Source organism: Blautia sp. CAG:257 (genome assembly GCF_000433815.1).
Taxonomy (GTDB): Bacteria; Bacillota; Clostridia; order Lachnospirales; family Lachnospiraceae; genus Blautia_A; species Blautia_A caecimuris.
The window spans coordinates 7,868-32,224 of sequence record NZ_HF999061.1; the positions used below are offsets into that span (position 1 = coordinate 7,868).

The 24,357-nt window shown below is 45.5% G+C and carries 19 protein-coding genes; 18 read left to right on the forward strand and 1 reads right to left on the reverse strand.

Annotated elements, in window-relative coordinates; genetic code table 11:
• From QVP40_RS07840 to ybaK, 5 genes are all read left to right on the forward strand, one after another.
• The coding region (locus QVP40_RS07840; RefSeq protein WP_288200393.1) for a zinc dependent phospholipase C family protein at window positions 1-363 on the forward strand (363 nt) is incomplete at its 5' end.
• A 190-nt stretch (window positions 364-553) separates the two neighbouring features.
• Window positions 554-2,605, forward strand: coding sequence for an NlpC/P60 family protein (locus QVP40_RS07845; RefSeq protein ID WP_022067912.1), 2,052 nt, complete (start codon window positions 554-556; stop codon window positions 2,603-2,605).
• Window positions 2,606-2,717: 112 nt separating this feature from the next.
• Window positions 2,718-3,962, forward strand: a complete 1,245-nt coding sequence (locus QVP40_RS07850; protein ID WP_022067913.1) for a transglutaminase domain-containing protein — start codon at window positions 2,718-2,720, stop codon at window positions 3,960-3,962.
• 28 nt (window positions 3,963-3,990) lie between these two features.
• Entirely contained in the window at window positions 3,991-5,349 is a 1,359-nt protein-coding gene (locus QVP40_RS07855) for a TMEM198/TM7SF3 family protein (RefSeq protein WP_022067914.1), read from the forward strand.
• Entirely contained in the window at window positions 5,333-5,809 is a 477-nt protein-coding gene (ybaK, locus tag QVP40_RS07860) for a Cys-tRNA(Pro) deacylase (protein ID WP_022067915.1), read from the forward strand. The genes QVP40_RS07855 and ybaK overlap by 17 nt, the downstream gene beginning before the upstream one ends.
• Window positions 5,810-5,854: 45 nt before the next feature.
• Here ybaK and QVP40_RS07865 read toward each other — a convergent pair whose 3' ends face one another.
• Window positions 5,855-7,495 (reverse strand): ABC-F family ATP-binding cassette domain-containing protein, encoded by a 1,641-nt coding sequence (locus QVP40_RS07865; RefSeq protein ID WP_022067916.1) that lies wholly within the window; start codon window positions 7,493-7,495, stop codon window positions 5,855-5,857.
• A 203-nt stretch (window positions 7,496-7,698) separates the two neighbouring features.
• On the opposite strand from QVP40_RS07865, the gene QVP40_RS07870 reads away from it, so the two are divergent.
• The 13 genes from QVP40_RS07870 to ygfK form a co-directional block, all read left to right on the forward strand.
• Window positions 7,699-8,388 carry a cytochrome c biogenesis CcdA family protein gene (locus QVP40_RS07870; RefSeq protein WP_022067917.1) on the forward strand — a complete coding sequence of 230 codons (690 nt, stop codon included), beginning with the start codon at window positions 7,699-7,701 and terminating at the stop codon, window positions 8,386-8,388.
• 182 nt (window positions 8,389-8,570) lie between these two features.
• Complete coding sequence (locus QVP40_RS07875; protein WP_022067918.1) at window positions 8,571-8,978, forward strand: RrF2 family transcriptional regulator; 408 nt, start codon at window positions 8,571-8,573, stop codon at window positions 8,976-8,978.
• 315 nt (window positions 8,979-9,293) lie between these two features.
• On the forward strand, window positions 9,294-12,833 hold the full coding sequence (nifJ, locus tag QVP40_RS07880) for a pyruvate:ferredoxin (flavodoxin) oxidoreductase (protein WP_022067919.1): 3,540 nt from the start codon (window positions 9,294-9,296) through the stop codon (window positions 12,831-12,833).
• A 59-nt stretch (window positions 12,834-12,892) separates the two neighbouring features.
• The gene (locus QVP40_RS07885) at window positions 12,893-15,670 is read left to right on the forward strand and encodes a YfhO family protein (protein WP_022067920.1); all 2,778 of its coding nucleotides are present in this window, start codon (window positions 12,893-12,895) and stop codon (window positions 15,668-15,670) included.
• Window positions 15,667-16,626 carry a glycosyltransferase family 2 protein gene (locus QVP40_RS07890; protein ID WP_022067921.1) on the forward strand — a complete coding sequence of 320 codons (960 nt, stop codon included), beginning with the start codon at window positions 15,667-15,669 and terminating at the stop codon, window positions 16,624-16,626. Before QVP40_RS07885 ends, QVP40_RS07890 begins: the two co-directional genes overlap by 4 nt.
• Window positions 16,627-16,673: 47 nt before the next feature.
• Window positions 16,674-17,099, forward strand: a complete 426-nt coding sequence (locus tag QVP40_RS07895) for a GtrA family protein (protein ID WP_022067922.1) — start codon at window positions 16,674-16,676, stop codon at window positions 17,097-17,099.
• An 18-nt stretch (window positions 17,100-17,117) separates the two neighbouring features.
• Window positions 17,118-18,170, forward strand: coding sequence for a nicotinate-nucleotide--dimethylbenzimidazole phosphoribosyltransferase (gene cobT, locus QVP40_RS07900; protein ID WP_022067923.1), 1,053 nt, complete (start codon window positions 17,118-17,120; stop codon window positions 18,168-18,170).
• On the forward strand, window positions 18,171-18,722 hold the full coding sequence (locus QVP40_RS07905; RefSeq protein WP_022067924.1) for a bifunctional adenosylcobinamide kinase/adenosylcobinamide-phosphate guanylyltransferase: 552 nt from the start codon (window positions 18,171-18,173) through the stop codon (window positions 18,720-18,722).
• Window positions 18,697-19,476 (forward strand): adenosylcobinamide-GDP ribazoletransferase, encoded by a 780-nt coding sequence (gene cobS, locus QVP40_RS07910; protein ID WP_022067925.1) that lies wholly within the window; start codon window positions 18,697-18,699, stop codon window positions 19,474-19,476. The genes QVP40_RS07905 and cobS overlap by 26 nt, the downstream gene beginning before the upstream one ends.
• A gap of 19 nt (window positions 19,477-19,495) precedes the next feature.
• Window positions 19,496-19,876, forward strand: coding sequence for a bifunctional adenosylcobinamide kinase/adenosylcobinamide-phosphate guanylyltransferase (locus QVP40_RS07915; RefSeq protein WP_022067926.1), 381 nt, complete (start codon window positions 19,496-19,498; stop codon window positions 19,874-19,876).
• Window positions 19,869-20,459, forward strand: a complete 591-nt coding sequence (locus tag QVP40_RS07920) for a histidine phosphatase family protein (protein WP_022067927.1) — start codon at window positions 19,869-19,871, stop codon at window positions 20,457-20,459. Before QVP40_RS07915 ends, QVP40_RS07920 begins: the two co-directional genes overlap by 8 nt.
• 275 nt (window positions 20,460-20,734) lie before the next feature.
• A complete protein-coding gene (gene ssnA, locus QVP40_RS07925; protein ID WP_022067928.1) occupies window positions 20,735-22,072 on the forward strand; it encodes a putative aminohydrolase SsnA in 1,338 nt (445 codons plus the stop codon).
• A gap of 39 nt (window positions 22,073-22,111) precedes the next feature.
• Window positions 22,112-24,357 (forward strand): putative selenate reductase subunit YgfK (gene ygfK, locus QVP40_RS07930; RefSeq protein WP_288200394.1); only part of this gene is annotated, 2,246 nt, incomplete at its 3' end.

A 24,357-nucleotide genomic window follows, 5' to 3' on the forward strand; every position in this document is an offset into this window, starting at 1 on the left:
TTCTGGCGCAGGCTTGGAGAGATTTTTCACTACATTGCCGATTACTTTACTTTTCCTCATAATAAAACCTTTACCGGATCTCTTGTAGAGCATAACAGCTATGAAAAAGAACTGAAAAACCGGCTGAAGACCTGTATAAGAAATGGCGAGGCTGCCCGGTATCAGGCGGCTGAGATCAGCTTTGGGAGCTTTGGACAGCTTACAGAGTATATTCGGGAAAAACATGCGGAATATCTGAAAAAAGAACGGAATATTTCAGATGATATCAGGTATATTCTTGATGTGTGCTGTCAGGTGTTCCGGGGAGTGTGCCGGTTGTGTCCGGGACTGGAGCCGGAAAAAGTTCCTGTATGTGTTTTCTGAAATATAAAAAATATGAAAAAAATATGAATTTTGTACTAAAACCGCCGGGGCCTGTGCTCCGGCGGTTGATTTTGAAAAAAGTGTATGATAAAATAAAAACGGTCATATGTAAGCAAACGACATTGAGGAAGGCATACCTTTATATAGGGGAATAAAGATATGTTCTTGGAAGGGAGTAATATTAACCAGAATGAAGAACAAATATCTGACAAAATATTTATGTATTACATTGATTTCCGGTACAGTTCTGTCAAGTCCGGCGGCTGTAATGGCAGGCAGTGAAGGGACAGAGGCTGCAGCGGATTTCGGAGACGGTTCAGGACAGGGAGAGACAGCTCCTGCGCCTACGGAAGCACCTGCCACACCTGCGCCTACAGTAGCTCCGGTACCGACAGAGGCACCTGCAACGCCTGCGCCGACAGAGGCTCCGAAGCCTACAGAAGCACCGCAGCCAACCGTGACGCCGGAACCGGAACCAACGGTAACACCGGAACCAGATCCGACAGTGACACCGCAGCCTTCACCGACAGTAACACCGGGGTCGGAACCAACCGTAACGCCTCAGCCGAGCGTTACCGTAACACCGCAGCCAAGCGTAACACCGGAACCGGATGAACAGGCAGTAAAAGCTCTGATTGCTGAGATTGATAAACTTTCAAAGGAAAAGCTTACATTAAAGCATGAAAAAAAGCTGAAAGAGCTTCGTGAGATTTATGATGATTTTACAGAAGAAGAAAAGAAGCTTGTGACAAATTACGATATTCTTGTAAAAATGGAAAAGAGAATGGAAGTTCTTAAAAAACAGGAAGGCAAGGATGATGATAAGACGGATTTTTCAGATGGTTCTGAAACAGGAAAGACAGGTACTCCGGTATATTACACAAGTATGGTATCCAATCTTCATGCAGGAAGAGAGTTTTATCTGGACAGTCTGAAAAATAATTATCAGCTTACTTTTTCAGAGGATTTCGCTTCTGTGATGGATCAGATTGAAAGGGAATATAAAGAAAAGAATGGCCTGACAGATGCCAGTGATACCCGTGAAAACGGTCAGACGGCTTCTTCAGATTCCCTTCTGGTGAGAAACTGGCAGGATATTCTTGCTGTTTATGTTTATGAAGAGAGTCAGAGCGGCGTTAAGGAGTTTCAAATGGATTCCTCTTCAAAAAACAAACTGGCGGAAATTTTTGCAGAAATGAATCCGATCGTGAGAGATGAGGAGAATCTTTCTCATGTTTCCTATGGAAATTATCATATTAATACTTACATAAAGAAAAACAAGATTCCTCAGGATCAGAGAGATATCCTTAAAAAATATGTGGAAACAGACTGCAAGCTTCTCTGTGCAGTTGTAACGGACGCAAAGGGCTTTGTGCGCCAGAGTGTCGGTGACGATGTTTCAGAGGAACGTGTAAATGTGATCACAGCAGCATATTCTCTGGTTGGAGAGGTGGGATATTTCTGGGGCGGCAAATCCACAGCCATCGGTAAGGATGCGAACTGGGGAAATGCAGAAAAGGTAGATGCGGCAGGAAGTCCAAGTACAGGAAGTACAAGAGCCTACGGACTGGACTGCAGCGGATTTGTTACCTGGTCTGTGATCAATGGATATCTGAACCAGGGAATGCAGAGCAGCGTAGGAGACGGAACTTCTGAGCAATGGCTCAATGCCAATGTGGTCAGTGAAGAAGACGCTCAGCCTGGAGATCTGGTATTCCAGAGCGGACCGGAGGCGGGAAGCGACAACCATGTGGGTATTATCTGCGGTCAGACAGATGCAGGAGACTGGATCGCAGTACATTGTTCTTCCAGCAAAAACGGCGTTACAGTAGGAGAGGCTTACGGTGCAAGCTTCCGATATATCCGTCAGCCGGATTTTTATCCTACAGAGGAAGAACGGACTCAGATGCTCAGTGACGGAGCTTCTGCATCAAACGTTTCAGCTCCTGAAAAACTGGAACAGAATGGAACAGCAGAAGATCTTACTTCAGGCAGCGCTTCTGATGCTGTGTTAAATAGCGGCAGCAGTGACGAAATCTTTGTCTCTGATGAAGATGTAGAAGTGATTTTTGAGGATATGGAAGAGGATGAGCAGACTGCAGTGTCCGAAGAAGATCGGGAAACAGGCAATGTTGAGGTGACAGATACGCTTCAGGGAATCCTTGACCAGAATATTTCAGTTACTCAGAGTACCTCAAAGGCAGAGGAATTTGAGGATATAGAGGTTATTTTTGAAGACTGACACGGAAGAGCTGACAGAGAAATCAGTCAGTTACTGTTTACACGCAGCGTAACATATGCCCATGCGGAAAAATGAAAGCCGCATGGGCATGATTTTTCAAAAGGAGAAACAAATGAAAAAAAGGCGTTTTCCCAAGCTTCTTTTTCTGCTATTTCTGCTTCTGATCGTTGCCGGCCTTATATTCGGGATATCGCAGAAAGAGAGATCCGTAGGTGATCAGAAAGAAAAAACAGGGCTGGAACAGATGGCAGATGCAGCCAGAGCCGTGTTTGATCAGGAACCGGAACAGGTAAAAAAACTTCGGGAGCAGGAGACTGCGCAGACAGAGGAAGGTCATCAGGAATACTATTTTCAGCTTCTGAAAGATCAGGAAAAAGTTATTTACAGACAGATGCTCCAGGGTATCCGGGAGAGAAAAGAAGAATTTTATCTGACTTCTTCGGAGGATGAGGTGATCGACAGAGCGTACCATGCTGTTCTGAAGGATCATCCGGAGCTTTTTTGGATCCACAACAGGGAGGCTGTTTACCGGACCACGTATCCGGGAGAGGATTACAGCCTGTTTTCGCCCGGATATACTTATACGGAGCAGGAAGTTCAGGAGATTCAGGCTGCCATGGAGCAGAGATATCAGGAAATGACTGCAATGATACCGGAAAATGCAGATGATTATGAAAAGGTCAAAACAGTTTATACATATCTGATTGATACGACGGAATATGTCTCCTCTGATCATGACCAGAATCTGGCAGGAGTTTTCTGGAAAAAGCAGGCAGTGTGCGCCGGGTATGCAAGATCAGTCCAGTATTTTCTGGAAAGACTGGGAATCCCCTGTATTTATGTGGAGGGAAGCACAAAGGGCAGTACGGAGGGACATGCATGGAATATTGTGCTGCTTGACGGACAGTATTACTATGTGGATGCTACAAATGGAGATCAGCCGGAATTTCTGGAAGGGGATGCGGTTCAGTTTGTGGAGCACAAAACAACTCTGTATGATTATCTCTGTCCGTTTCCTGATGAGTACCGGGAGATTTATACGGCATCAGAAGAATTTCCCGTACCGGAATGTACAGCAGTGGACAAAAATTTTTATGTGCTGAATCAGGGCTGTTTTGATACCTATGATACAGAAGCTCTTTACAGCTATTGTAAAATGCGTCTGGACAATGGCGCGGCTGTGGTGAGATTCAAATTCAGCACTCAGGAAGCGTATAATGAAGCTTACAGAGAATGGATACAGGAGAGTTATATTGATCGTGTGGCAGAGTATTATCTTCAGCTTTATGGGCTGGAGTCTGTGGAGTATCATTACGGACTTCTGGAAAATATGAAAACCATGTATTTTATGTTCTGACACATAACATAAAGGAGGAAAAAAGAGTATGAACAGCATTCTGGATATCCTGCTGAGGGGAATGGATATGATAGAACGGTTCCGGTCAGCTTCAGCAGTAACAGACATACAGCTGATAGGATTTGGAATCCTGCTGGTATTTGGTGTGATAAATTGTATTTTGGGGTACAGGCTTCTCCGTTTCTGGATGATGCTTTTTGCTTTTGTTATCGGAGCGGCACTTGGATATGGAGCCTCGTTTTTTATGGAGGTCAGTGATAATACAGTGCGGCTTGCGATCGGAGCCGGAGTAGGCGTTGTGCTGGCTGTTCTTGTATTTGTAAGTTATAAGGTGGGGATTTTTGTTCTGGGAGCAGGACTTGGCTTGGGAATTGCCGTTTATGTTCTTCACCCGACAACTTCTCTGATGTTTTTTATCTGTCTTCTTGCAGGAGCAGGACTGGGAACTCTTGCCATGAAGTGGGCAAAAGAAGTGATCATTGTAGGAACCAGCCTTCTTGGCGGCGCAATGGCAGGAATGTCTCTGGCAAAGATCGTGGGACTGGCGGATTTTCCTTATGGGATAGGGCTCAGCGCAGCCTTTGCTGTTCTGGGTATGCTGATCCAGTTTGCGACAAACCGCAGCAGATATAAAGAGGATGAAGAAGAATATGAAGCTTCTGCCAGCCGGGGCAAAAAGGAACACCGCCGGGAGGAAGAATATGATCTGTACCCGGACATTGAAGAAGAAATGTATTATGAGCCTCCGGCAAGAAGAAAAAGAGTTCAGGAAGATGTGTTTGAGAAACATACAAAGGGACAGCTGACAGTCTCTGAAAAAAGAAATGAAAGAAGAAATGTTTCGGAAAAAAGAGATTCTTCGGCAAGGAGAAATTATTCAGAAAACAGAAGTTCATCCAGAAGGCATACTCCGGTGGATATTCAGGTTGGGGAAAAAGACAGGAAACGCCGTATTGTGGATGAGTACGGACTGGATCCGGACAAAACTATTGTGTACCGTCCAAGACGGACAAAGGATCCGGAGATTGATCTGCCCCTTGATTCTTATGCGTACGATGATTCCTGCGGACGGTCATCTTACAGTATGAATCCCGGAAGAAAAAAGACCTATACCATCCGGGTAGATCAGCCGGAACAGAAGAATCCGCAGGAATTTTCGGATGAATTGGACGGATATTCCAACAGTTGGCGGGAAAGAGAATTTTATGCGGATCTGAAAGAAAAAGACAGATATGATTATTATGACGACCCCATTGACGAGGATGAGCTTGATGAAGAAATCCTCAGAGAAATGATGGAAGAGGAAGACAGAGAAAGTATTCTTCCATGGAAGAAAATTACAGAAAGAAAGGCCGGAAAGGACAGACGAAATGGCAAAAGAGGCTAAGACAAACGCTATGAGGATGCTGGAAAGAAAAAAGATTTCCTATGAGGCATTTCCTTATGAGTGTGATGAATTTATAGACGGGATCCACAGCGCGGATCTTGTGGGTGCTCCTTATGAGCAGTCCTTTAAAACTTTGGTAATGGAAGGAAAAAGCGGAGGGTATTACGTGTTCGTGGTACCGATTCAGAAAGAGGTTGACAGAAAAGCTGCGGCAAAGGCAGTGGGAGAAAAAACAGTGGACATGATCCATGTAAAGGATATCCTGAAGATTACAGGCTATGTAAGAGGCGGCTGCAGCCCTCTGGGAATGAAAAAAGCATATCCCACAGTGTTTGATTCCTCAGCGGAAAGTTTTGAGGAAATTTATATAAGCGGCGGGCGTATCGGCCTGACTTTGAAGGTTCCGGTAAAAAGCCTTCTGGAAGTAACTCAGGGAAAAACGGCAGACATCACTTTGTAAGTGGTGCCTGCCGTTTTTGCAGTACAGATGAATGTTATAAAGTGTTTAGTTGTCGGAAGCGTCTTCCTCATTGATCTCAAATACATGACGTTTCTTTGCCATCTCGTCACTGGCAAGATACTCGTCGTAGGTTGTGATCTTGTCAATGAGTTTTCCGTCAGGGAGAATCTCCATGATACGGTTGGCTGTTGTCTGAACAAACTGATGGTCATGGGAGGTGAAAAGAATAACTCCCGGGAATTTGATCAGTCCGTTGTTCAGAGCAGTAATGGATTCCATATCCAGATGGTTGGTAGGCTCGTCCAGAACAAGGATATTTGCGCCGGAGATCATCATCTTGGAAAGCAGACAGCGCACCTTTTCACCACCGGAAAGAACCTTGACGCGTTTTACTCCGTCCTCGCCCGGGAAAAGCATACGTCCCAGGAAGCCTCTGACATAGGTGGCGTCTTTAATCTCAGAATACTGGGTCAGCCAGTCTGTGATAGTCAGATCATTGTCAAATTCCTGAGTGCTGTCTTTTGGGAAATAAGCCTGGGAGGTTGTTACGCCCCACTTGTAATTTCCTTCATCCGGTTCCAGCTCTCCCATAAGAATGCGGAAGAAAGTGGTGATAGCCTGCTCGTTGGCGCCTACAAAGGCTACCTTGTCATCGTGTCCGAGGGTAAAGGAGATGTTGTCCAGGACCTTTACACCGTCAATTGTTTTGGAAAGGTTTTCCACCATAAGGACTTCGTTTCCGATCTCACGGTTTGGACGGAAGTCGATATAAGGATACTTACGGCTTGAAGGACGCATATCGTCTAGCTGGATTTTTTCCAGAGCACGTTTACGTGAAGTGGCCTGCTTGGACTTGGAGGCGTTGGCGCTGAAACGGGAGATAAACTCCTGCAGCTCCTTGATCTTTTCTTCTTTCTTTTTATTTGCTTCTTTCATCTGTTTAATAAGAAGCTGGCTGGATTCAAACCAGAAATCATAGTTTCCTGCATAAAGCTGGATCTTGCCGTAGTCAATGTCGGCAGTGTGAGTGCAGACCTTATTAAGGAAATAACGGTCATGGGAAACTACGATGATCGTATTGTCAAAGTTGATCAGGAATTCTTCCAGCCACTCAATAGCAGGAAGATCCAGGTGGTTGGTAGGCTCATCCAGAAGAAGGATGTCCGGGTTGCCGAAAAGCGCCTGAGCCAGAAGAACCTTGACTTTCTGGCTTCCTGTAAGGTCAGACATCTGTGAATAATGGAATTCTGTTTCGATGCCCAGACCGTTCAGAAGGGTTGCGGCGTCAGATTCTGCTTCCCATCCGTTCATTTCCGCAAATTCACCTTCCAGCTCGCTGGCGCGGATGCCGTCTTCATCTGTAAAGTCTTCCTTTGCATATATGGCTTCTTTTTCCTTCATAATCTCATACAGTCTGGAGTTTCCCATAATAACTGTATCCAGAACAGGATAGGAGTCGTATTTAAAGTGATCCTGCTGCAGGAAAGAAAGACGCTGTCCCGGTGTGATCACAATGTCGCCGTTGGTGGGCTCAAGCTGTCCGGACAGGATCTTCAGAAAAGTAGATTTTCCTGCGCCGTTGGCGCCAATGAGACCGTAGCAGTTTCCTTCTGTAAATTTGATGTTGACATCTTCAAACAGGGCTTTTTTTCCAACCCTCAGAGTGATGTTATTTGCTGAAATCATAAAGTACCTCTTTTCTTCGTTACGGTTTCGGTTTTACATTTTATCAGGATGCTGTTTTTGCAGCTCATTCCCATTGTACCGTAAAGTCTGGATTTTGCAAGAGTTATTTTCTTGAAAAATCAACAGGACACTGCTATAATCAACTTTTAAAAGGAAATGAACAGAAAATATGGCTGTATTTCATAGAAGGGAGATAGTTGTTTATGACTGAAATCATAAATACGCTTACAGAGATGATGACACAAAATCTTTGGGCAGCGCCTGTGCTGAGTCTTGTGGCAGGGATCCTTACCTCTTTTACCCCCTGCTCTCTTGCCTCGGTACCCATGCTGCTGGCCTGTGTGGGGGCTGTGGAAGCAGACCGCAAAAAAGCAGTCTGCCTGTCGCTTTCCATGGCTTCGGGAATGGCAGTGACTTTTGGTATTTTTGGCTCAGTGGCCTCTTTTATCGGACATCGGATGCATGAGGCAGGGCACTGGTGGACAATTCTTATGGGAATTCTTATGATATTGATGGCTCTTCAGGTGTTTGGAGTCATCAGTCTGATTCCCCATATCCACATATCAGAGCACATGACGAAAAAAGGTTACATCGGCGCATTTTTTACAGGAGCTCTGGGCGGCGTGTTTGCTTCCCACTGTGCGATCCCGGTAATGGTTGCCCTGCTGGCGCTTGTTGCGGAGCTGGGGCAGAATGCCTGGTGGGGCGTTTTGCTTATGGTGCTTTATGCGGTGGGTCACAGTGTGCTTCTGGTAGGAACGGGGATCGGCTACAGTTATGTGGACCGGGCAATAAAAAATCCCAGATATGCCGCCGCGGGAGTATGGCTCAGAAGAATACTGGGCGTTGTGATCCTGGCTTTTGGTATTCTGCTGATCTTTGCAGAAAAATAGCAGATTATTATTGCATCTAATACAGGGTATTTTTAAAAATTGTTGAATTTTCACAAACAAATTGCTATAATTGGGAACATAGCATCCCGGTAGTAAGCTGCCAAGGAAATATTCAGAAAAACTGCAGGCTTTGATCAGTGACAGCAGCGACGGACATAAGAGACAGTAGAGAGGGAAAAGATATGTTGATTACAAGAGAATGTGATTATGCAGTACGAGTGATCCGCGCACTTTCAGGTGCGGAGCGGCTCAGTGTCGGAGAAATCTGTGAGCGTGAGGAGATTACAGCGCCTTTTGCTTACAAAATCCTGAAAAAACTTCAGAAAGCAAAGCTCGTCAGAGGCTACAGAGGAGTCCATGGAGGTTATTCCATGAACCGGACGCCGGGGGAGATCACGCTGTTTGATATTTATACAGCCATTGATCCGGAACTTATGATCATAGAATGTATGGATCCCCAGTATCACTGCGTCAGAGATAACAGGGATAAAACGCCCTGCCTTGTTCACAGAGAGCTTGTGGAGATCCAGAAAGAGCTGTGGAAGCTTTTTCAGCGTAAAACTCTTCAGGAACTTTTCGACAGTATGTGACTGTGTGGACAGAGTGAAATCAATTGAAGCTGCTGATGTAAGCAGTCAGGATAAATAAAAAGGGAGCGGTCTGCTTCAGGCGCGTATTATGGCACGGAAAGGACAAAATGCTGTCACCGAAGGTGAACAGGAATGTATTTTGCCCAGGCTGCTGTGAAGGGCGTGGACAGGAGCCGCTCCTTTGTTGTATGCAAAAAAATCCAGAATCCGGTTGGACAATATCACAGGAATATGATATAATCAGAAATGGAATTTTAGACTGGATAACAGTCTAGAAATAATTTTCATCATACCTTTAAGGAGGAAAAGAAAACTATGGCAAGAAAGATGAAAACCATGGATGGTAATCATGCAGCCGCTCATGCATCATACGCTTTTTCTGATGTAGCTGCTATTTACCCGATCACCCCTTCATCTGTTATGGCTGAAGCTACAGACGAGTGGGCAACCCAGGGAAGAAAGAACATCTTTGGACAGGAAGTACAGGTTACTGAAATGCAGTCCGAGGCTGGTGCTGCAGGTGCAGTTCACGGATCTCTGGCAGCCGGTGCCCTTACAACTACCTACACAGCATCTCAGGGTCTTCTTCTGATGATCCCGAACCTTTACAAGATCGCAGGAGAGCAGCTTCCGGGCGTTATCAACGTATCTGCCCGTGCACTTGCTTCTCACGCACTTTCCATTTTCGGAGATCATTCTGACGTTATGGCATGCCGTCAGACAGGCTGCGCAATGCTTTGCGAGTCTTCTGTACAGGAGGTTATGGACCTTACACCGGTAGCTCATCTTGCAGCTATCAAAGGAAAAGTTCCGTTCATCAACTTCTTTGACGGTTTCCGTACATCTCATGAGATCCAGAAGATCGAAACATGGGATTATGAAGATCTGAAAGATATGGCTGATATGGATGCGATCGCAGAGTTCCGTAAAAACGCTCTGAACCCGAATCATCCATGCCAGAGAGGTTCTGCTCAGAACCCGGATATCTTCTTCCAGGCAAGAGAAGCATGCAACCCGTACTACGATGCTCTTCCGGCAGTTGTACAGGAATACATGGACAAAGTAAACGAAAAGATCGGAACAGACTACAAACTGTTCAACTACTACGGAGCTGAGGATGCAGATCACGTGATCGTTGCTATGGGTTCCGTAAATGACACAATCGAGGAGACTATCGATTACCTTGCAGCAGCAGGCAAAAAAGTCGGCGTGATCAAAGTTCGTCTTTACAGACCATTCTGCGCACAGGCACTGATCGATGCAATCCCTGCATCTGTAAAACAGATCACAGTTCTTGACAGAACAAAAGAGCCGGGTGCTCTTGGCGAGCCTCTGTACCTTGATGTTGTAGCAGCTCTTAAAGATTCCAAGTTCAAAGATACTCCGGTATTCTCCGGACGTTACGGACTTGGTTCCAAAGATACAACACCGGCACAGATCGTTGCTGTATATGAGAACACTTCCAAAGAGAAATTCACAATCGGTATTGTGGATGATGTTACAAATCTGTCCCTGGAAACAGGCGCTCCGATCGTAACAACTCCGGAAGGAACCACAAACTGTAAATTCTGGGGTCTTGGCGCTGACGGTACTGTAGGTGCAAACAAGAACTCCATTAAGATCATCGGTGACAACACAGACATGTACGCTCAGGCTTACTTTGACTATGACTCCAAGAAGTCCGGCGGTGTTACAATGTCTCACCTTCGCTTTGGTAAAAAACCGATCAAATCTACTTACCTGATCAAGAAAGCTGACTTTGTTGCATGTCACAATCCTTCTTATGTGAACAAATACAACATGGTTCAGGAACTGGTAGACGGAGGAACTTTCCTTCTGAACTGCCCATGGGATATGGAAGGTCTTGAGAAACATCTTCCGGGACAGGTAAAAGCATTTATCGCTAACCATGATATTAAATTCTACACCATCGACGGTGTGAAGATCGGTATTGAAACCGGCATGGGACCGACACGTATCAACACAATCCTTCAGTCTGCATTCTTCAAACTTACAGGAATCATTCCTGAGGAGCAGGCAATCGACCTTATGAAAGCAGCAGCCAAGGCTACTTACGGACGTAAGGGTGACGATATCGTTCAGAAGAACTGGGCTGCAATCGACGCCGGCGCTAAGCAGGTAGTTGAGATCCAGGTTCCGGAAAGCTGGAAAGACGCAGCTGACGAAGGCCTTCATATGACTCACGTTGAGAACGGAAGAGAAGATGTTGTTGATTTCGTAAACAACATTCAGTCCAAAGTAAATGCACAGGAAGGTAACTCCCTGCCTGTATCTGCATTCAAGGATTATGTAGACGGTACTACACCGTCCGGTTCTTCCGCATATGAGAAACGTGGTATCGCAGTGAATATTCCTGTATGGCAGCCGGAAAACTGTATCCAGTGTAACCGCTGTGCATATGTTTGTCCGCATGCTGTTATCCGTCCGGTAGCTCTTACAGAGGAAGAAGCTGCTAACGCACCGGAAGGCATGACTACTCTGCCGATGACCGGTATGAAAGATTACAAGTTTGCTATCACTGTTTCCGCTTATGACTGTACAGGCTGCGGTTCCTGTGCAAATGTCTGCCCGGGCAAGAAAGGTGCAAAAGCACTTGCTATGGAAAACATGGAAGCAAATGCAGACAGTCAGAAATTCTTTGACTATGGCGTAGAGCTTCCGGTTAAGGAAGATGTTGTTGCAAAATTCAAAGAGACAACTGTTAAGGGAAGCCAGTTCAAACAGCCTCTGCTTGAGTTCTCCGGAGCATGTGCAGGCTGTGGTGAGACACCTTACGCAAAACTGATCACTCAGCTTTTCGGTGACAGAATGTATATTGCAAACGCTACAGGATGCTCTTCTATCTGGGGTAACTCCTCACCGTCCACACCTTACACTGTAAACGCAAAAGGACAGGGTCCGGCATGGTCCAACTCTCTGTTCGAGGACAATGCAGAGTTCGGTTATGGTATGCTTCTTGCTCAGAAAGCAATCCGTGACGGTCTGAAAGAAAAAGTTGAGGATCTTGTTGCAAACGCTGAAAATGAAGATGTTAAGGCAGCAGGACAGGAATGGCTTGACACATTCTCCGTAGGCGCTACAAACGGAATAGCTACAGATAAACTGGTAGCAGCTCTGGAAGCATGCGGATGCGAAAAAGCTCAGGAAATCCTTGCTCAGAAAGACTTCCTTTCCAAGAAATCCCAGTGGATCTTCGGTGGTGACGGATGGGCTTACGATATCGGATTCGGCGGTGTTGACCATGTTCTCGCAAGCGGACGTGACATCAACGTTATGGTATTCGATACAGAGGTTTACTCCAACACTGGCGGACAGTCTTCCAAATCCACACCGACAGGTGCAATCGCTCAGTTCGCTGCAGGCGGTAAAGAAGTGAAAAAGAAAGATATGGCTTCCATTGCTATGAGCTATGGCTATGTATATGTAGCACAGATCTCCATGGGCGCTGACTTCAACCAGACTGTAAAGGCGATCGCTGAGGCTGAAGCTTATCCGGGACCGTCTCTGATCATTGCATACGCTCCATGTATCAACCATGGTATCAAGAAGGGTATGTCCAAAGCTCAGACAGAGGAAGAGCTGGCAGTTAAGTGCGGATACTGGCATAACTTCCGCTTCAATCCGGCAGCAGAGAACAAGTTTACTCTGGATTCCAAGGCTCCGAACATGGATGACTATCAGGCATTCCTTGACGGAGAGGTTCGTTACAATTCTCTGAAACGTCAGAATCCTGAGAAAGCTGAAAGACTGTTTGCTAAGAACGAGGCTGAGGCTAAGGAAAGATATGATTATCTGAATAAACTCATCACTCTTTACGGAGCAGATGCTGAATAAATTCAGACTTTTGGCCGCGGTACAAAGGTACCGCGGCTTTTTTAAAGGAAAGCTAATTTATGAAGATGAAAAAAAGATTTTCAACAGAAAAGAAAATAGATTATTATCTGATCTATACTCTGGCTTTTGGAATTATTGGACTGATTCTTTATCTGCAGTTTTATCTGAACGGGAAATCTCTGATCTGGAGTCACGACGGTGTGCCCCAGCATCTGAATTCCCTTGCTTATTATGGAGAATATCTGAGGAATATTCTTCATTCTGTTTTTGTGGAGCACAAATTTGAGATTCCCATGTGGGATATGCATATCGGCTACGGGTCTGATATTCTGACAACGCTCCACTATTATGTGATCGGTGATCCTCTGACTCTTTTATCTGTATTTGTATTACCGGAAAAAACAGAATACCTGTATGCGTTTCTGATTTTTCTGAGAATATATCTTGCGGGAATCGCATTCAGCAGATACTGTTTTTATCACAAAAATTCAAAGCAGGCAGTTCTTCTGGGCTCTCTGATCTATATTTTTGCAGGCTGGACGATCTATGCGGCAATGAAGCATCCGTATTTTGCCAATCCGATGATCTATCTTCCTCTGATCTTACTGGGAATTGACAAGATCTACCGGAAAGAAAAGCCCTATGTATTTATCTGGTCTGTGGCGCTGGCAGGAGTATCGAATTTTTACTTCTTTTATATGCTGGGAATTTTTATGGTACTTTATGCTGCCTTTGATTATTTTGTGGTGTTTACAGATAAATCACAGAGGACCCTTAAATGCATTGGAAAGTGGCTGGCAGTTTTTGCAGGTTATTCTGTGATCGCAGTTCTTCTGGCAGGAGTGATCCTTTTGCCTGTGATTCTTCCTGTGTTCGGCACAGGGCGCTTTCAGGCAGAAAATTATGTGCCGCTTTTGTATGACAGAATTTACTATGAAAAATATTTAAGCTGCCTCATTGGAGAAAATATGATCCAGTGGGGTGTGGCTGGTTACACGGCGATTGCCATGACGGGAGTGTTTGTGTTGTTTGCAAAGAAAAAATCAAACACTGCGCTGAAAGCAGGCTTCCTTCTTCTGAACGTGTTTCTTCTGGTGCCTTTTGCCGGACATGTGCTTAATGGCTTTTCCTATGTGTCCAACCGGTGGATCTGGGCCTATGGAATGTTGATCGCCTATATTTTTGTAAAAATATATCCTGAGCTTTTCCGGTTGGATATCCGGGAAAAGCGGCGGGTATTTGTATTGCTTCTTATTTACTGTGGGGCAGCGCTTTTTTCAGAGGCGGCCCGCACTCAGAGAAATATGTCCGCAATGCTTCTTCTGGTATTTTCCACCGCAGTGATTCTTTTGTACGGATCGATTTTTGTAAGAAAAAGAAATCTCTGCCTGATGATGAGCGGGCTTCTTACAGTGGGAATATTTTTTAATATTTATTATCAGTATTCCATGGAAAAGGATTATCTGTCAGAGTTTGCAGACAGGGGAAAGGCAATGGAAACCCTGGAATCAGGCACAGATCTGGCAGTTCTGGACTCAGAGGACACTTCCGTGTACCGCTATGACCAGCTGGATGCTCTTTCCTGCGAAAACTCGTCCATGCATATGGGAACAAACAGCACTTCCTATTATTTCAGTGTTGCAAGTGGAAATATCGGAGAGTTTTTTGACGAAATGTATCTGAATACCCCCTGGGAGCAGCATTATGAAAATCTGGATGGTAGAACCATTCTGGACAGGCTGGCCTCAGTGAAATATTTTGTTGTAAAAAACAACCGATACCAGTATGTGCCCTATGGATATTACTGGCTGGAGGGAAGTGCGGAAAAAAACGGAAAAATATATGAGGCCTTTGGAAGCGAAGAGGCCCTACCTCTGGGGTATACCTATGATTCCTTTATACCCGGAGAGGAATATGAAAAAATGACTGTTACGGAAAAACAGCAGGCGCTCCTTCAGGGAATCGTGCTGGAGGACAGTTCCCTTCCTGAGATCACACCGGAATTTAACGATCAGGAAATTCCCTATGAGATCAGAAAAGGCAAGGGCTGTTCCGTGAAGGATGGAAAGATAAAGGTTACAAAAGAAGGGGCAAAGCTGGAGCTTCTCTTTAACGGTCTGGAAAACAGCGAGACGTATCTGATTGCGGAGGGACTGGATTATGACGGTCTTTCTCCGAAGGATAGGGTCAGTGAAAAGAAATGGAATAAAATGACCCGTTATGAGCAGAATCAGCTTCTTCATGAGGACAGCCACTGGAGATACTGGAAAGAAAGCCAGAAGGCATCAATAACAGTGGGCGGTCAGTTTCCTGAAAAGACTATCCGGATCTTTACAGACAAGTATAATGCTTACAGCGGAAAACATAATTTCCTTTGCAACACAGGATATGAAAAAGCTGCGAAACAATCCATTACCCTTACGTTTGAAAAGCCGGGCGTATATACGTTTGATAAGCTGAAAATCGTATGTCAGCCTATGGAGCGCATTACAAAGCAGACAGAAAAGCTGAACCAGGAGGTTCTGACAGATATCCGCATGGATACAAACAGGATCACCGGAAATATTTCTCTTTCAGAACCTAAGGGACTTCTGATCTCTGTACCGTACAGCAAGGGCTTCCGGGCTTATGTGGACGGAAAGGAAACAGAGCTTAAAAAGGCCAATACCATGTATATGGCTCTGGAGCTTCCGAAGGGAGAGCATGAACTCCGGCTTGAATACAGGACGCCGTTTCTGATGCCCGGCATCTGCTTGACTTTGGCGGGAGGCCTGTGTTACATTTGTCTGGTATTTGTAAGAATGAAATTAAATAAAAAGAAGGTACCAAAGGTATGAGTGTTTTATCGGTTGTGCTTCCTGCATATAACGAAGAGCTTATGATTGCAAAAACCTGCTCCGTACTTGGAGAGGTGCTGACAGATGCAGGGATTTCCTATGAGCTGGTACTGGTCAATGACGGCTCGTCAGACCGTACCTGGGAAGAAATTGAAAAGGCAGGAAAGAAAGATCCCAATATTCTGGGAGTGAGCTTTTCCAGAAACTTCGGGAAAGAAGCTGCTTTATTTGCCGGACTTGCTCAGGCAAAGGGGGATGCAGTAGCGGTGATGGACTGCGATCTTCAGCATCCCCCGGAAACCCTGGTGGAAATGTACCGTTTGTGGGAACAGGGATATCAGGTGATCGAAGGAGTAAAGTCCAGCAGAGGAAAAGAAGGATTTCTCCATAAAAAATGCGCGGGATTCTTTTACGGGATCATGTCAAAGGCCACGGGAGTCGATATGCAGAATGCATCTGATTTCAAGCTCATGGACAGACGGGTGGCAGAGAGCATTCTTTCCATGCCGGAAAGAAATATGTTTTTCAGGGCAACCTCTTCATGGGTAGGATTTAAAACCATTTCTGTGAGCTTTGAGGTCCGGGAGCGGGAGGCCGGAGTCTCCAAATGGTCTGCCTGGTCCCTGGTCAAATATGCATTTACGAATATTGTGGCCTTTACAACAGTGCCCTTACAGTTTGTGACTGTAGGAGGTGGAATCTGCTTCCTGTTTTCGCTTGCACTGGCTGTATACTCTCTTGCCCAGTATTTTACCGGACATGCAGTGGAGGGCTATACGACAATTGTGATCGTTCTTCTTTTGATCGGAAGCGCTATTATGCTCAGTCTGGGAATCATCGGGTATTATATCGCAAAAATCTATGAGGAAGTAAAGCGGCGTCCCCGCTATATTATTTCCCGGATCGTCAGAGGCAGTGAAGACGTATCCGAAAATGCGCGGAATGATTCTGTGTAAGACAGTTTCCGGACAGAAAAACATACAGTAAAAAGCAGGAGTAAACAATGGAAAAGATCAGAAAAATGATTGCCCGGCTGTACGGGAATGACGTGGTAAGATATGTGTTTTTTGGAGGCTGCACCACCCTGGTAAACCTTGTAAGCTTTTATGTTCTGAGAAAATGCGGACTGCAGCTTACAGTGGCAAATATAATCTCTATCATTGCCGCAATTCTTTTTGCCTATGTGGTGAATTCAAAGTTCGTTTTTCAGGACAAATGCGAGACTCTGCGTGATCACATTCAGCCTTTTATGAAATTTATCAGCGCCCGTCTGGTGACTATGGTCATAGAGGTGGGAGGCGTATGGCTTCTGGTGGAGATCCTGCGTATGAATGATATGATGGGAAAATTTATCACGCAGTTTATTGTACTGGCTCTTAATTACATATTCAGTAAATTTTTTGTTTTTACAACAGGAAAAAAAGGATAAAGAGGGGAAGGCGGAAAAATGACATTAGAAGAAGCAAAAAAGCAGATCAGACCTGTGGATCAGGAAGCGGTCTGCGCTGCACAGAAAAGATGGGACAGCATAGCAAAGCCCCTTCATTCACTTGGAAAAATGGAAAAGATCGTGATGCAGATCGCGGGTATTACAGGTTCCGCGGATGTGCGTCTGGATAAAAGAGCTCTGGTAGCCATGTGTGCAGATAACGGAGTGGTGGAGGAAGGTGTGACCCAGACCGGACAGGAGGTAACAGCCATTGTGGCAGAAAACTTCCTGAAAGGAGACACCTCTGCCTGTGTCATGTGCAGACAGTGCGGGACAGATGTATTTCCTGTTGATGTGGGCATGGCTTCAGATACAAAGGTTCCTTCTGATCTGAAGGTCATGATGGGAACCCGGAATATGACAAAAGAGCCTGCCATGACTTATGAGGAAGCAGTACAGGGGATCGAGGCAGGCATTGAGATGGTGAGAAGACTGAAGGAGCAGGGCTATCGTCTGATCGCCACCGGAGAGATGGGAATTGGAAATACCACCACAAGCAGCGCTGTGGCGTCTGTTCTTCTGGACAGGCCGGTTGAGGAGATGACAGGCCGCGGAGCAGGGCTTTCCGGTGAGGGACTGAAAAGGAAAATTGATGCCATAAAAAAAGCAGTAAAGCTCAATGAGCCGGATCCCTCTGATCCTGTGGATGCGTTGGCAAAGGTGGGAGGCCTGGATATTGCCGGAATGGCAGGATTATTTATCGGAGGAGCCGCTTACCGGATTCCGGTAGTGATCGACGGATTTATTTCCTGTGTGGCTGCCCTTGTAGCTCAGAGGATCTGCCCTCTCACCAGAGATTATATGATCGCTTCTCATGTATCCAAAGAGCCTGCAGCGGCAGCGATTCTGAAAGCCCTTGGTAAAGAAGCCGTACTCCACGGAGAAATGTGTCTGGGAGAGGGCAGCGGAGCAGTGGCACTTTTCCCGTTTATTGACATGGGACTTGCAGTTTATGAATCCATGAGTACCTTTGAGGATATTAAAGTAGATCAGTATGAGGAGCTGGTATAAATGATGATTCTGGTAACAGGGGGAAGCGGAAGCGGCAAATCTGCTTTTGCCGAGGACTGCGTGGTTGCCTGCGGAGAAATGCCCCGGGTGTATATTGCCACCATGTATCCCTTTGACGAGGAAAGCAGAAAACGGGTGAAAAGACATCGGGATATGCGCTTTGGAAAAGGCTTTGACACAGTGGAATGCTATACAGGGCTTTCTGAGGTCAGGGTTCCTAAGGGCTGTACCGTACTTCTGGAATGTATGTCCAACCTTGTAGCAAATGAGATTTTTCGTGAGGACGGCGCTCATGAAAATACAGAAGCAGAAATTCTGAAGGGAATCCAAAATCTGAAAGCACAGGCAGAAAATCTTATTGTTGTAACCAATGAGATTTTTTCAGAGGCTGCTTCCTATGAAGGAGAGACAGAAGCTTATCAGAAAGTTCTTGGAAGGGTCAATCAGTGTCTGGGAAAAATGGCAGATTCGGTTGTGGAGGTTGTCTATGGAATTCCCGTATATCATAAAAAAGGAGGGGATTCTCATGAAAAGTCTGTGGAACAGCTTTAAGATTGCCTTTGCCATGTTCTCCAAAATACCGGTGCCCCAGGCAGAATGGACAAAGGAAAACATGAAGTACATGTTCTGCTTTTTTCCTTTTATCGGTGCAGTGATCGGAGCCGTTTCTCTTGGGGCCGTATGGCTTGCCAATTATCTGGGATTTAACGTAATCTTTCTTTCTGTGGCTCTGACAGTGCTCCCTGTGCTGATCACAGGAGGGATCCATGTGGACGGACTTCTGGATACCGCAGACGCTTTAAGCTCCTGGCAGGAACGAAAAAGACGGCTGGAAATACTGAAGGATTCCAATGCCGGAGCCTTTGCAGTGATCACGGCAGGCGTTTATTTTCTCTGCTGGCTTGGCGCGTACAGCGAGATCTGCTTTGACAGACAGGCTATGATGATCGTTGCTTTTGGATTTATGGTATCCAGATGCTTTTCCGGTCTGGGTGTGATTACTCTTCCAAAAGCCAGAGAGGATGGAACGGTTGCAGAGTTTTCAAAAAAATCTGAGGACGTTCCGGTACGAAATACCCTGATCTGCTATCTGATCATTCTTGCAGCGCTTATGATCCGGACAGCGCCTGTTATGGGAGCAGCGGCTTTTTTTGCGGCAGCAGGAGTTTTTGCATATTACAGACATATGGCAATGAAATATTTCGGCGGAACCACAGGGGATCTTTCCGGCTGGTTTCTCTGTCTCTGTGAGCTGGCAATAGCGCTGGTGACAGCGGCGCTGTCAGTGATTCTTATTCTTATATAGACAAAGGAGAAGGATGAGTATGGAAATGGTAATTGGAGGCGCTTTTCAGGGAAAGGCAGCTTTTGCAGAAAAAATGTATCCGGGAATTTCCTGGGTAAGGGGAAACGAAATCTCCAGAGAAGAACTTTTTTCCGCCAGGGGCGTTGTGGGCTTCCATGAATTTATAAAAAAAGAAATGGAAGAAGGAAGCTCCGTGGAAGCTCTGGCAGAAGAGCTGATCCGGAAAAACCCGGAGGTAATTCTGGTGTCAGATGAGGTTGGATACGGAGTGGTTCCTGTTGACGCTTTTCAGAGAGCTTACCGGGAGGCTGTGGGAAGAACATGTACAAAACTTGCTTCCTTCAGCAGAAAGGTAACCAGAGTGGTCTGCGGCATCGGTACGGTGATCAAACATGACTGAGATATGGCTGATCCGTCACGGAATGACAGAAGGGAACCGATATCAGAGGTATATTGGAAAAACAGATGAACTTCTGTGTGAAGAAGGCAAAGAGAAGCTGAAGGAATTTTTCTATCCGGAGCCGGAAGCTGTATTCGTAAGTCCTCTTGCGCGGTGCAGGGAAACAGCAGAGATCCTGTTTCCGGAAAAAAGGCTGAGGATCATAGACCAGCTTGCAGAGTGTGACTTTGGAGACTTTGAGAACAAAAACTATCTGGAATTATCCGGAAATCCGGATTATCAGGCCTGGATAGACAGCGGCGGGCTTCTGCCTTTTCCAAATGGAGAAAGCAGAGAGGAATTTCAGAAACGTACTCTGGAAGGATTCCAGAGGGTTGTAACCGCCTGTTTCCGCAGTCACATCAGCAGGGCGGCAGTAGTGGTTCACGGAGGAACCATTATGAACATAATGGAGGCTTACGGATATCCAGGGCGAAGCTTTTATGACTGGCATGTAAAAAACGGATGCGGATATCAGGTGAAGGCAGATCCGGTTTTGTGGAACCGGAACAGAAAAGTCCTGGAATTAATAAATGAATTATAAAAACTGTTGCGGCAAAATATTCCATGAAAAATATGCGGAATATCTGCCGGAACAGTTTTTTTATTGCAGAGAAGCTCCTGGAATATAAGTCTGCATTGACCCGGAAAGCAGACAATACTTGATGTACAAAAATTTTTAGAATAAAAAAATGTTTTTTAGAGTTACTATTGAAATACAGGAAAAAGTATGATACATTAATAGTATAAAATTCCTAAAATGACAGGATGAAATTTGTATACAGTTGGGAGATTTTTACAAGACAGGGAGGATTTAATATGAAGATTGTTGGAAATGGAAGAATGATTACACGAGATGCGTCCAATACCTTTTATGAAAACGGTGCAGTGGCAATGGACGGAAGCACCATCGTTATGGCAGGCGAAACAGAAGAAGTAAAAAAAGCTTATCCGGATGCAGAGTTTATTGATGCAAAAGGCGGAGTGATCATGCCTGCGTTTATTAATGCCCATGAACATATTTACAGCTCCTTTGCCAGAGGACTGAGTATTAAAGGATACAATCCTCAGGGATTTCTGGATATCCTGGACGGACAGTGGTGGACCATTGACCGCCATCTGACTCTGGAACAGACAAAGCTTTCCGCTTATGCTACTTATATTGATTCTATTAAAAACGGTGTGACAACTGTTTTTGATCATCATGCAAGCTTCGGACATATTACAGGTTCCTTAAATGCCATTGAGGAAGCGGCAAAAGATCTTGGAATCCGTACCTGTCTCTGCTATGAGATCTCAGACCGTGACGGAATGGAAAAATCCAGAGAATCTGTTATGGAAAACGTAAACTTTATCAAACATGCTCTTGCAGATGACAGCGATATGATCGCCGGAATGATGGGTATGCATGCATCCTTTACCATCTCTGATGAGACAATGGAGCTGTGCAATGAGCTTAAGCCGGAGGGCGTTGGCTATCACATCCATGTTGCAGAGGGGATCTATGATCTTCATCAGTGTTTAAAGGAGCATGGCAAGCGTATTGTTGACCGTCTTTATGACTGGAATATTCTGGGACCGAAAACTCTTCTGGGTCACTGCATTTATATTAATGAGCATGAGATGGACCTCATTAAAGATACAGATACTATGGTAGTACATAATCCGGAATCTAACATGGGCAATGCCTGCGGATGTCCTCCTACCATGGCTCTGGTACACAAGGGAATCGTTACGGGACTTGGAACAGACGGATATACTCATGATATGATGGAGTCCTGGAAAGTGGCAAACGTTCTTCACAAACATCATCTCTGTGACCCTAACGCAGCATGGGGCGAGGTTCCGCAGATGCTCTTCGAGGGAAATGCAAAAATTGCCAACCGTTACTTTAAGAAAGAGCTTGGCGTTCTCAAGCCGGGAGCCGCAGCAGATGTGATCGTGATCGGATATGATCCTCTGACGCCAATGCGCGCAGACAACACCAACGGACATCTTCTGTTCGGCGTAAACGGAAGCATGGTTCAGACTACAGTATGTAACGGAGAGGTTCTGATGAAGGATCGTGAAGTTCTTGTATGCGACGAGGCAAAGATCATGGCAGACTGCCGCCAGTCCGCAAAAGAGCTTGCAGATGATATCAATTTCGGAAAATAAGAAAAATGACCGGAGAAACCGGATGACAGGAGGATAATTATGAGTGAAAAAATGACCTGTATGTCTTTTGGACAGTTAATGGACTGGGTTTTAACAGAGCATAAGGAAAAAGGAACTGTATTCGGCGTGCACAGGGCTTATCAGGCGGATACGGCAAAGGATATGGAGATTTTCGGAAGAAATCTTGAGACTCCCATCGGCCCGGCAGCAGGCCCCAACACACAGCTGGCTCAGAATATTGTGGCTTCCTACTATGCGGGAGCAAGATTTTTTGAGCTGAAAACTGTTCAGAAAATGGACGGCGATGAGCTGGCAGCCTGCATTAACCGTCCCTGTATCCTGGCAGAGGACGAATGCTATAACTGCGAGTGGTCCACAGAGCTCTATGTGCCTCAGGCTATGGGAGAATATATTAAAGCATGGTTTATTCTTCATGTAATGGCAAAGGAGTTTGGTCTTGGAGGAACAGACGGCTTCCAGTTTAATATTTCCGTAGGCTATGATCTTGCAGGAATTAAAGAAGAAAAGATTGATACTTTTATCAACTGCATGAAGGAAGCCGGAGATACAGAGGTATTTAAGGAGTGCAGAACATGGCTTCTTGACCATGTGGATCAGTTTGAGCATGTGACAAAAGAGGATATTGAAGCAATTCCGTCAGAGATCTGTAATTCTGCAACAATTTCCACCCTGCACGGATGTCCTCCAAATGAGATTGAAAGTATTGCAAATCATCTTTACAAGGAAAAGCATCTGAATACATTTATCAAATGTAATCCCACGCTTCTGGGCTATGAATTTGCCAGAAAGACCATGGATGAAATGGGCTATGACTATATGGCATTCGGCGATTTCCATTTCCTGGATGACCTGCAGTATAAAGACGCTGTCCCGATGTTTAAACGTCTCCAGGCGCTGGCAGACCAACTGGGCCTTGCCTTTGGCGTAAAGATCACAAACACCTTCCCGGTAGACGTAACCAGAAACGAGCTTCCAAGCGAAGAAATGTACATGTCCGGAAAGGCTCTGTTCCCACTATCTATTTCTCTGGCTGCAAAGCTTTCCAGAGAATTTGACGGAAAACTCCGTATTGCATATTCCGGCGGAGCTGATTTTTATAATATTGACAGGATCGTTGGCTGCGGCGTATGGCCGGTAACAGTTGCAACAACCATTTTAAAAACAGGAGGATACCAGAGATTCTCCCAGATGGCAGAAAAGATCATGGCGGACGGAGTGAAGCCATGGGACGGCATTGACGTGGAGGCTCTTGAAAAGCTGGCTGAGGACGCAAAGAAAGATCCTCGCCATGTAAAAAATATCAAGCCTCTTCCAAACAGAAAAAATGAGGAGGAAGTTCCGCTTCTGAACTGTTATTTCGCTCCATGCCAGGGCGGATGTCCCATTCATCAGGATATTCCGGAATACATTGGGCTTGCAGGAGAGGAAAAATACGCGGACGCGCTTCGTGTGATCCTTGATAAAAATGCCCTTCCGTTTATCACAGGAACTCTCTGCGCACATAACTGTATGTATAAATGTACCAGAAACTTTTATGATGAGTCTGTAAATATCCGCGGAACAAAGCTTCTGGCAGCAGAGAACGGCTATGACGAGGTGATCGGCGAGATCCGTGCCGGAGAGAGCAACGGAAAGAAAGTAGCTATTGTAGGCGGCGGCCCGGCAGGTATCGCTGCAGCTTATTTCCTGGCAAGAGCAGGCGCTTCTGTGACCATTTTTGAAAAAGAAGCAAAACTCGGCGGTGTAATCCGTTATGTGATTCCGGGATTCCGTATTCCTGAGACAGCTATTGACAAAGACGTTTCCTTTATTGAAAAAATGGGTGTGGAAATCCGCACAAATACCGAGATCACTTCTGTGGCTGATGTAAAAGCGCAGGGCTATGACGCGGTGATCGTTGCCACCGGAGCGAATAAACCGGGAACACTGAAGCTGGAAAAAGGCGAGACAGTAAATGCCCTTAAATTCCTTGCTGACTTTAAGGCAAATGACGGAAAAGTGGATCTTGGAAAGAACGTTGTTGTAATCGGCGGCGGAAATACAGCTATGGATACAGCCAGAGCGGCAAAACGTACAGAAGGCGTAGAGCATGTATATCTGGTTTACAGAAGAACAAAACGCTACATGCCGGCAGCAGAGGATGAGCTTCTGGAGGTTCTGGAAGAGGGCGTTGAGTTTAAAGAGCTTCTGTCTCCGGTAAGCCTTGAAAACGGAACTCTTATCTGCAGGAAAATGGAGCTTGGCACAATGGACGTTTCCGGAAG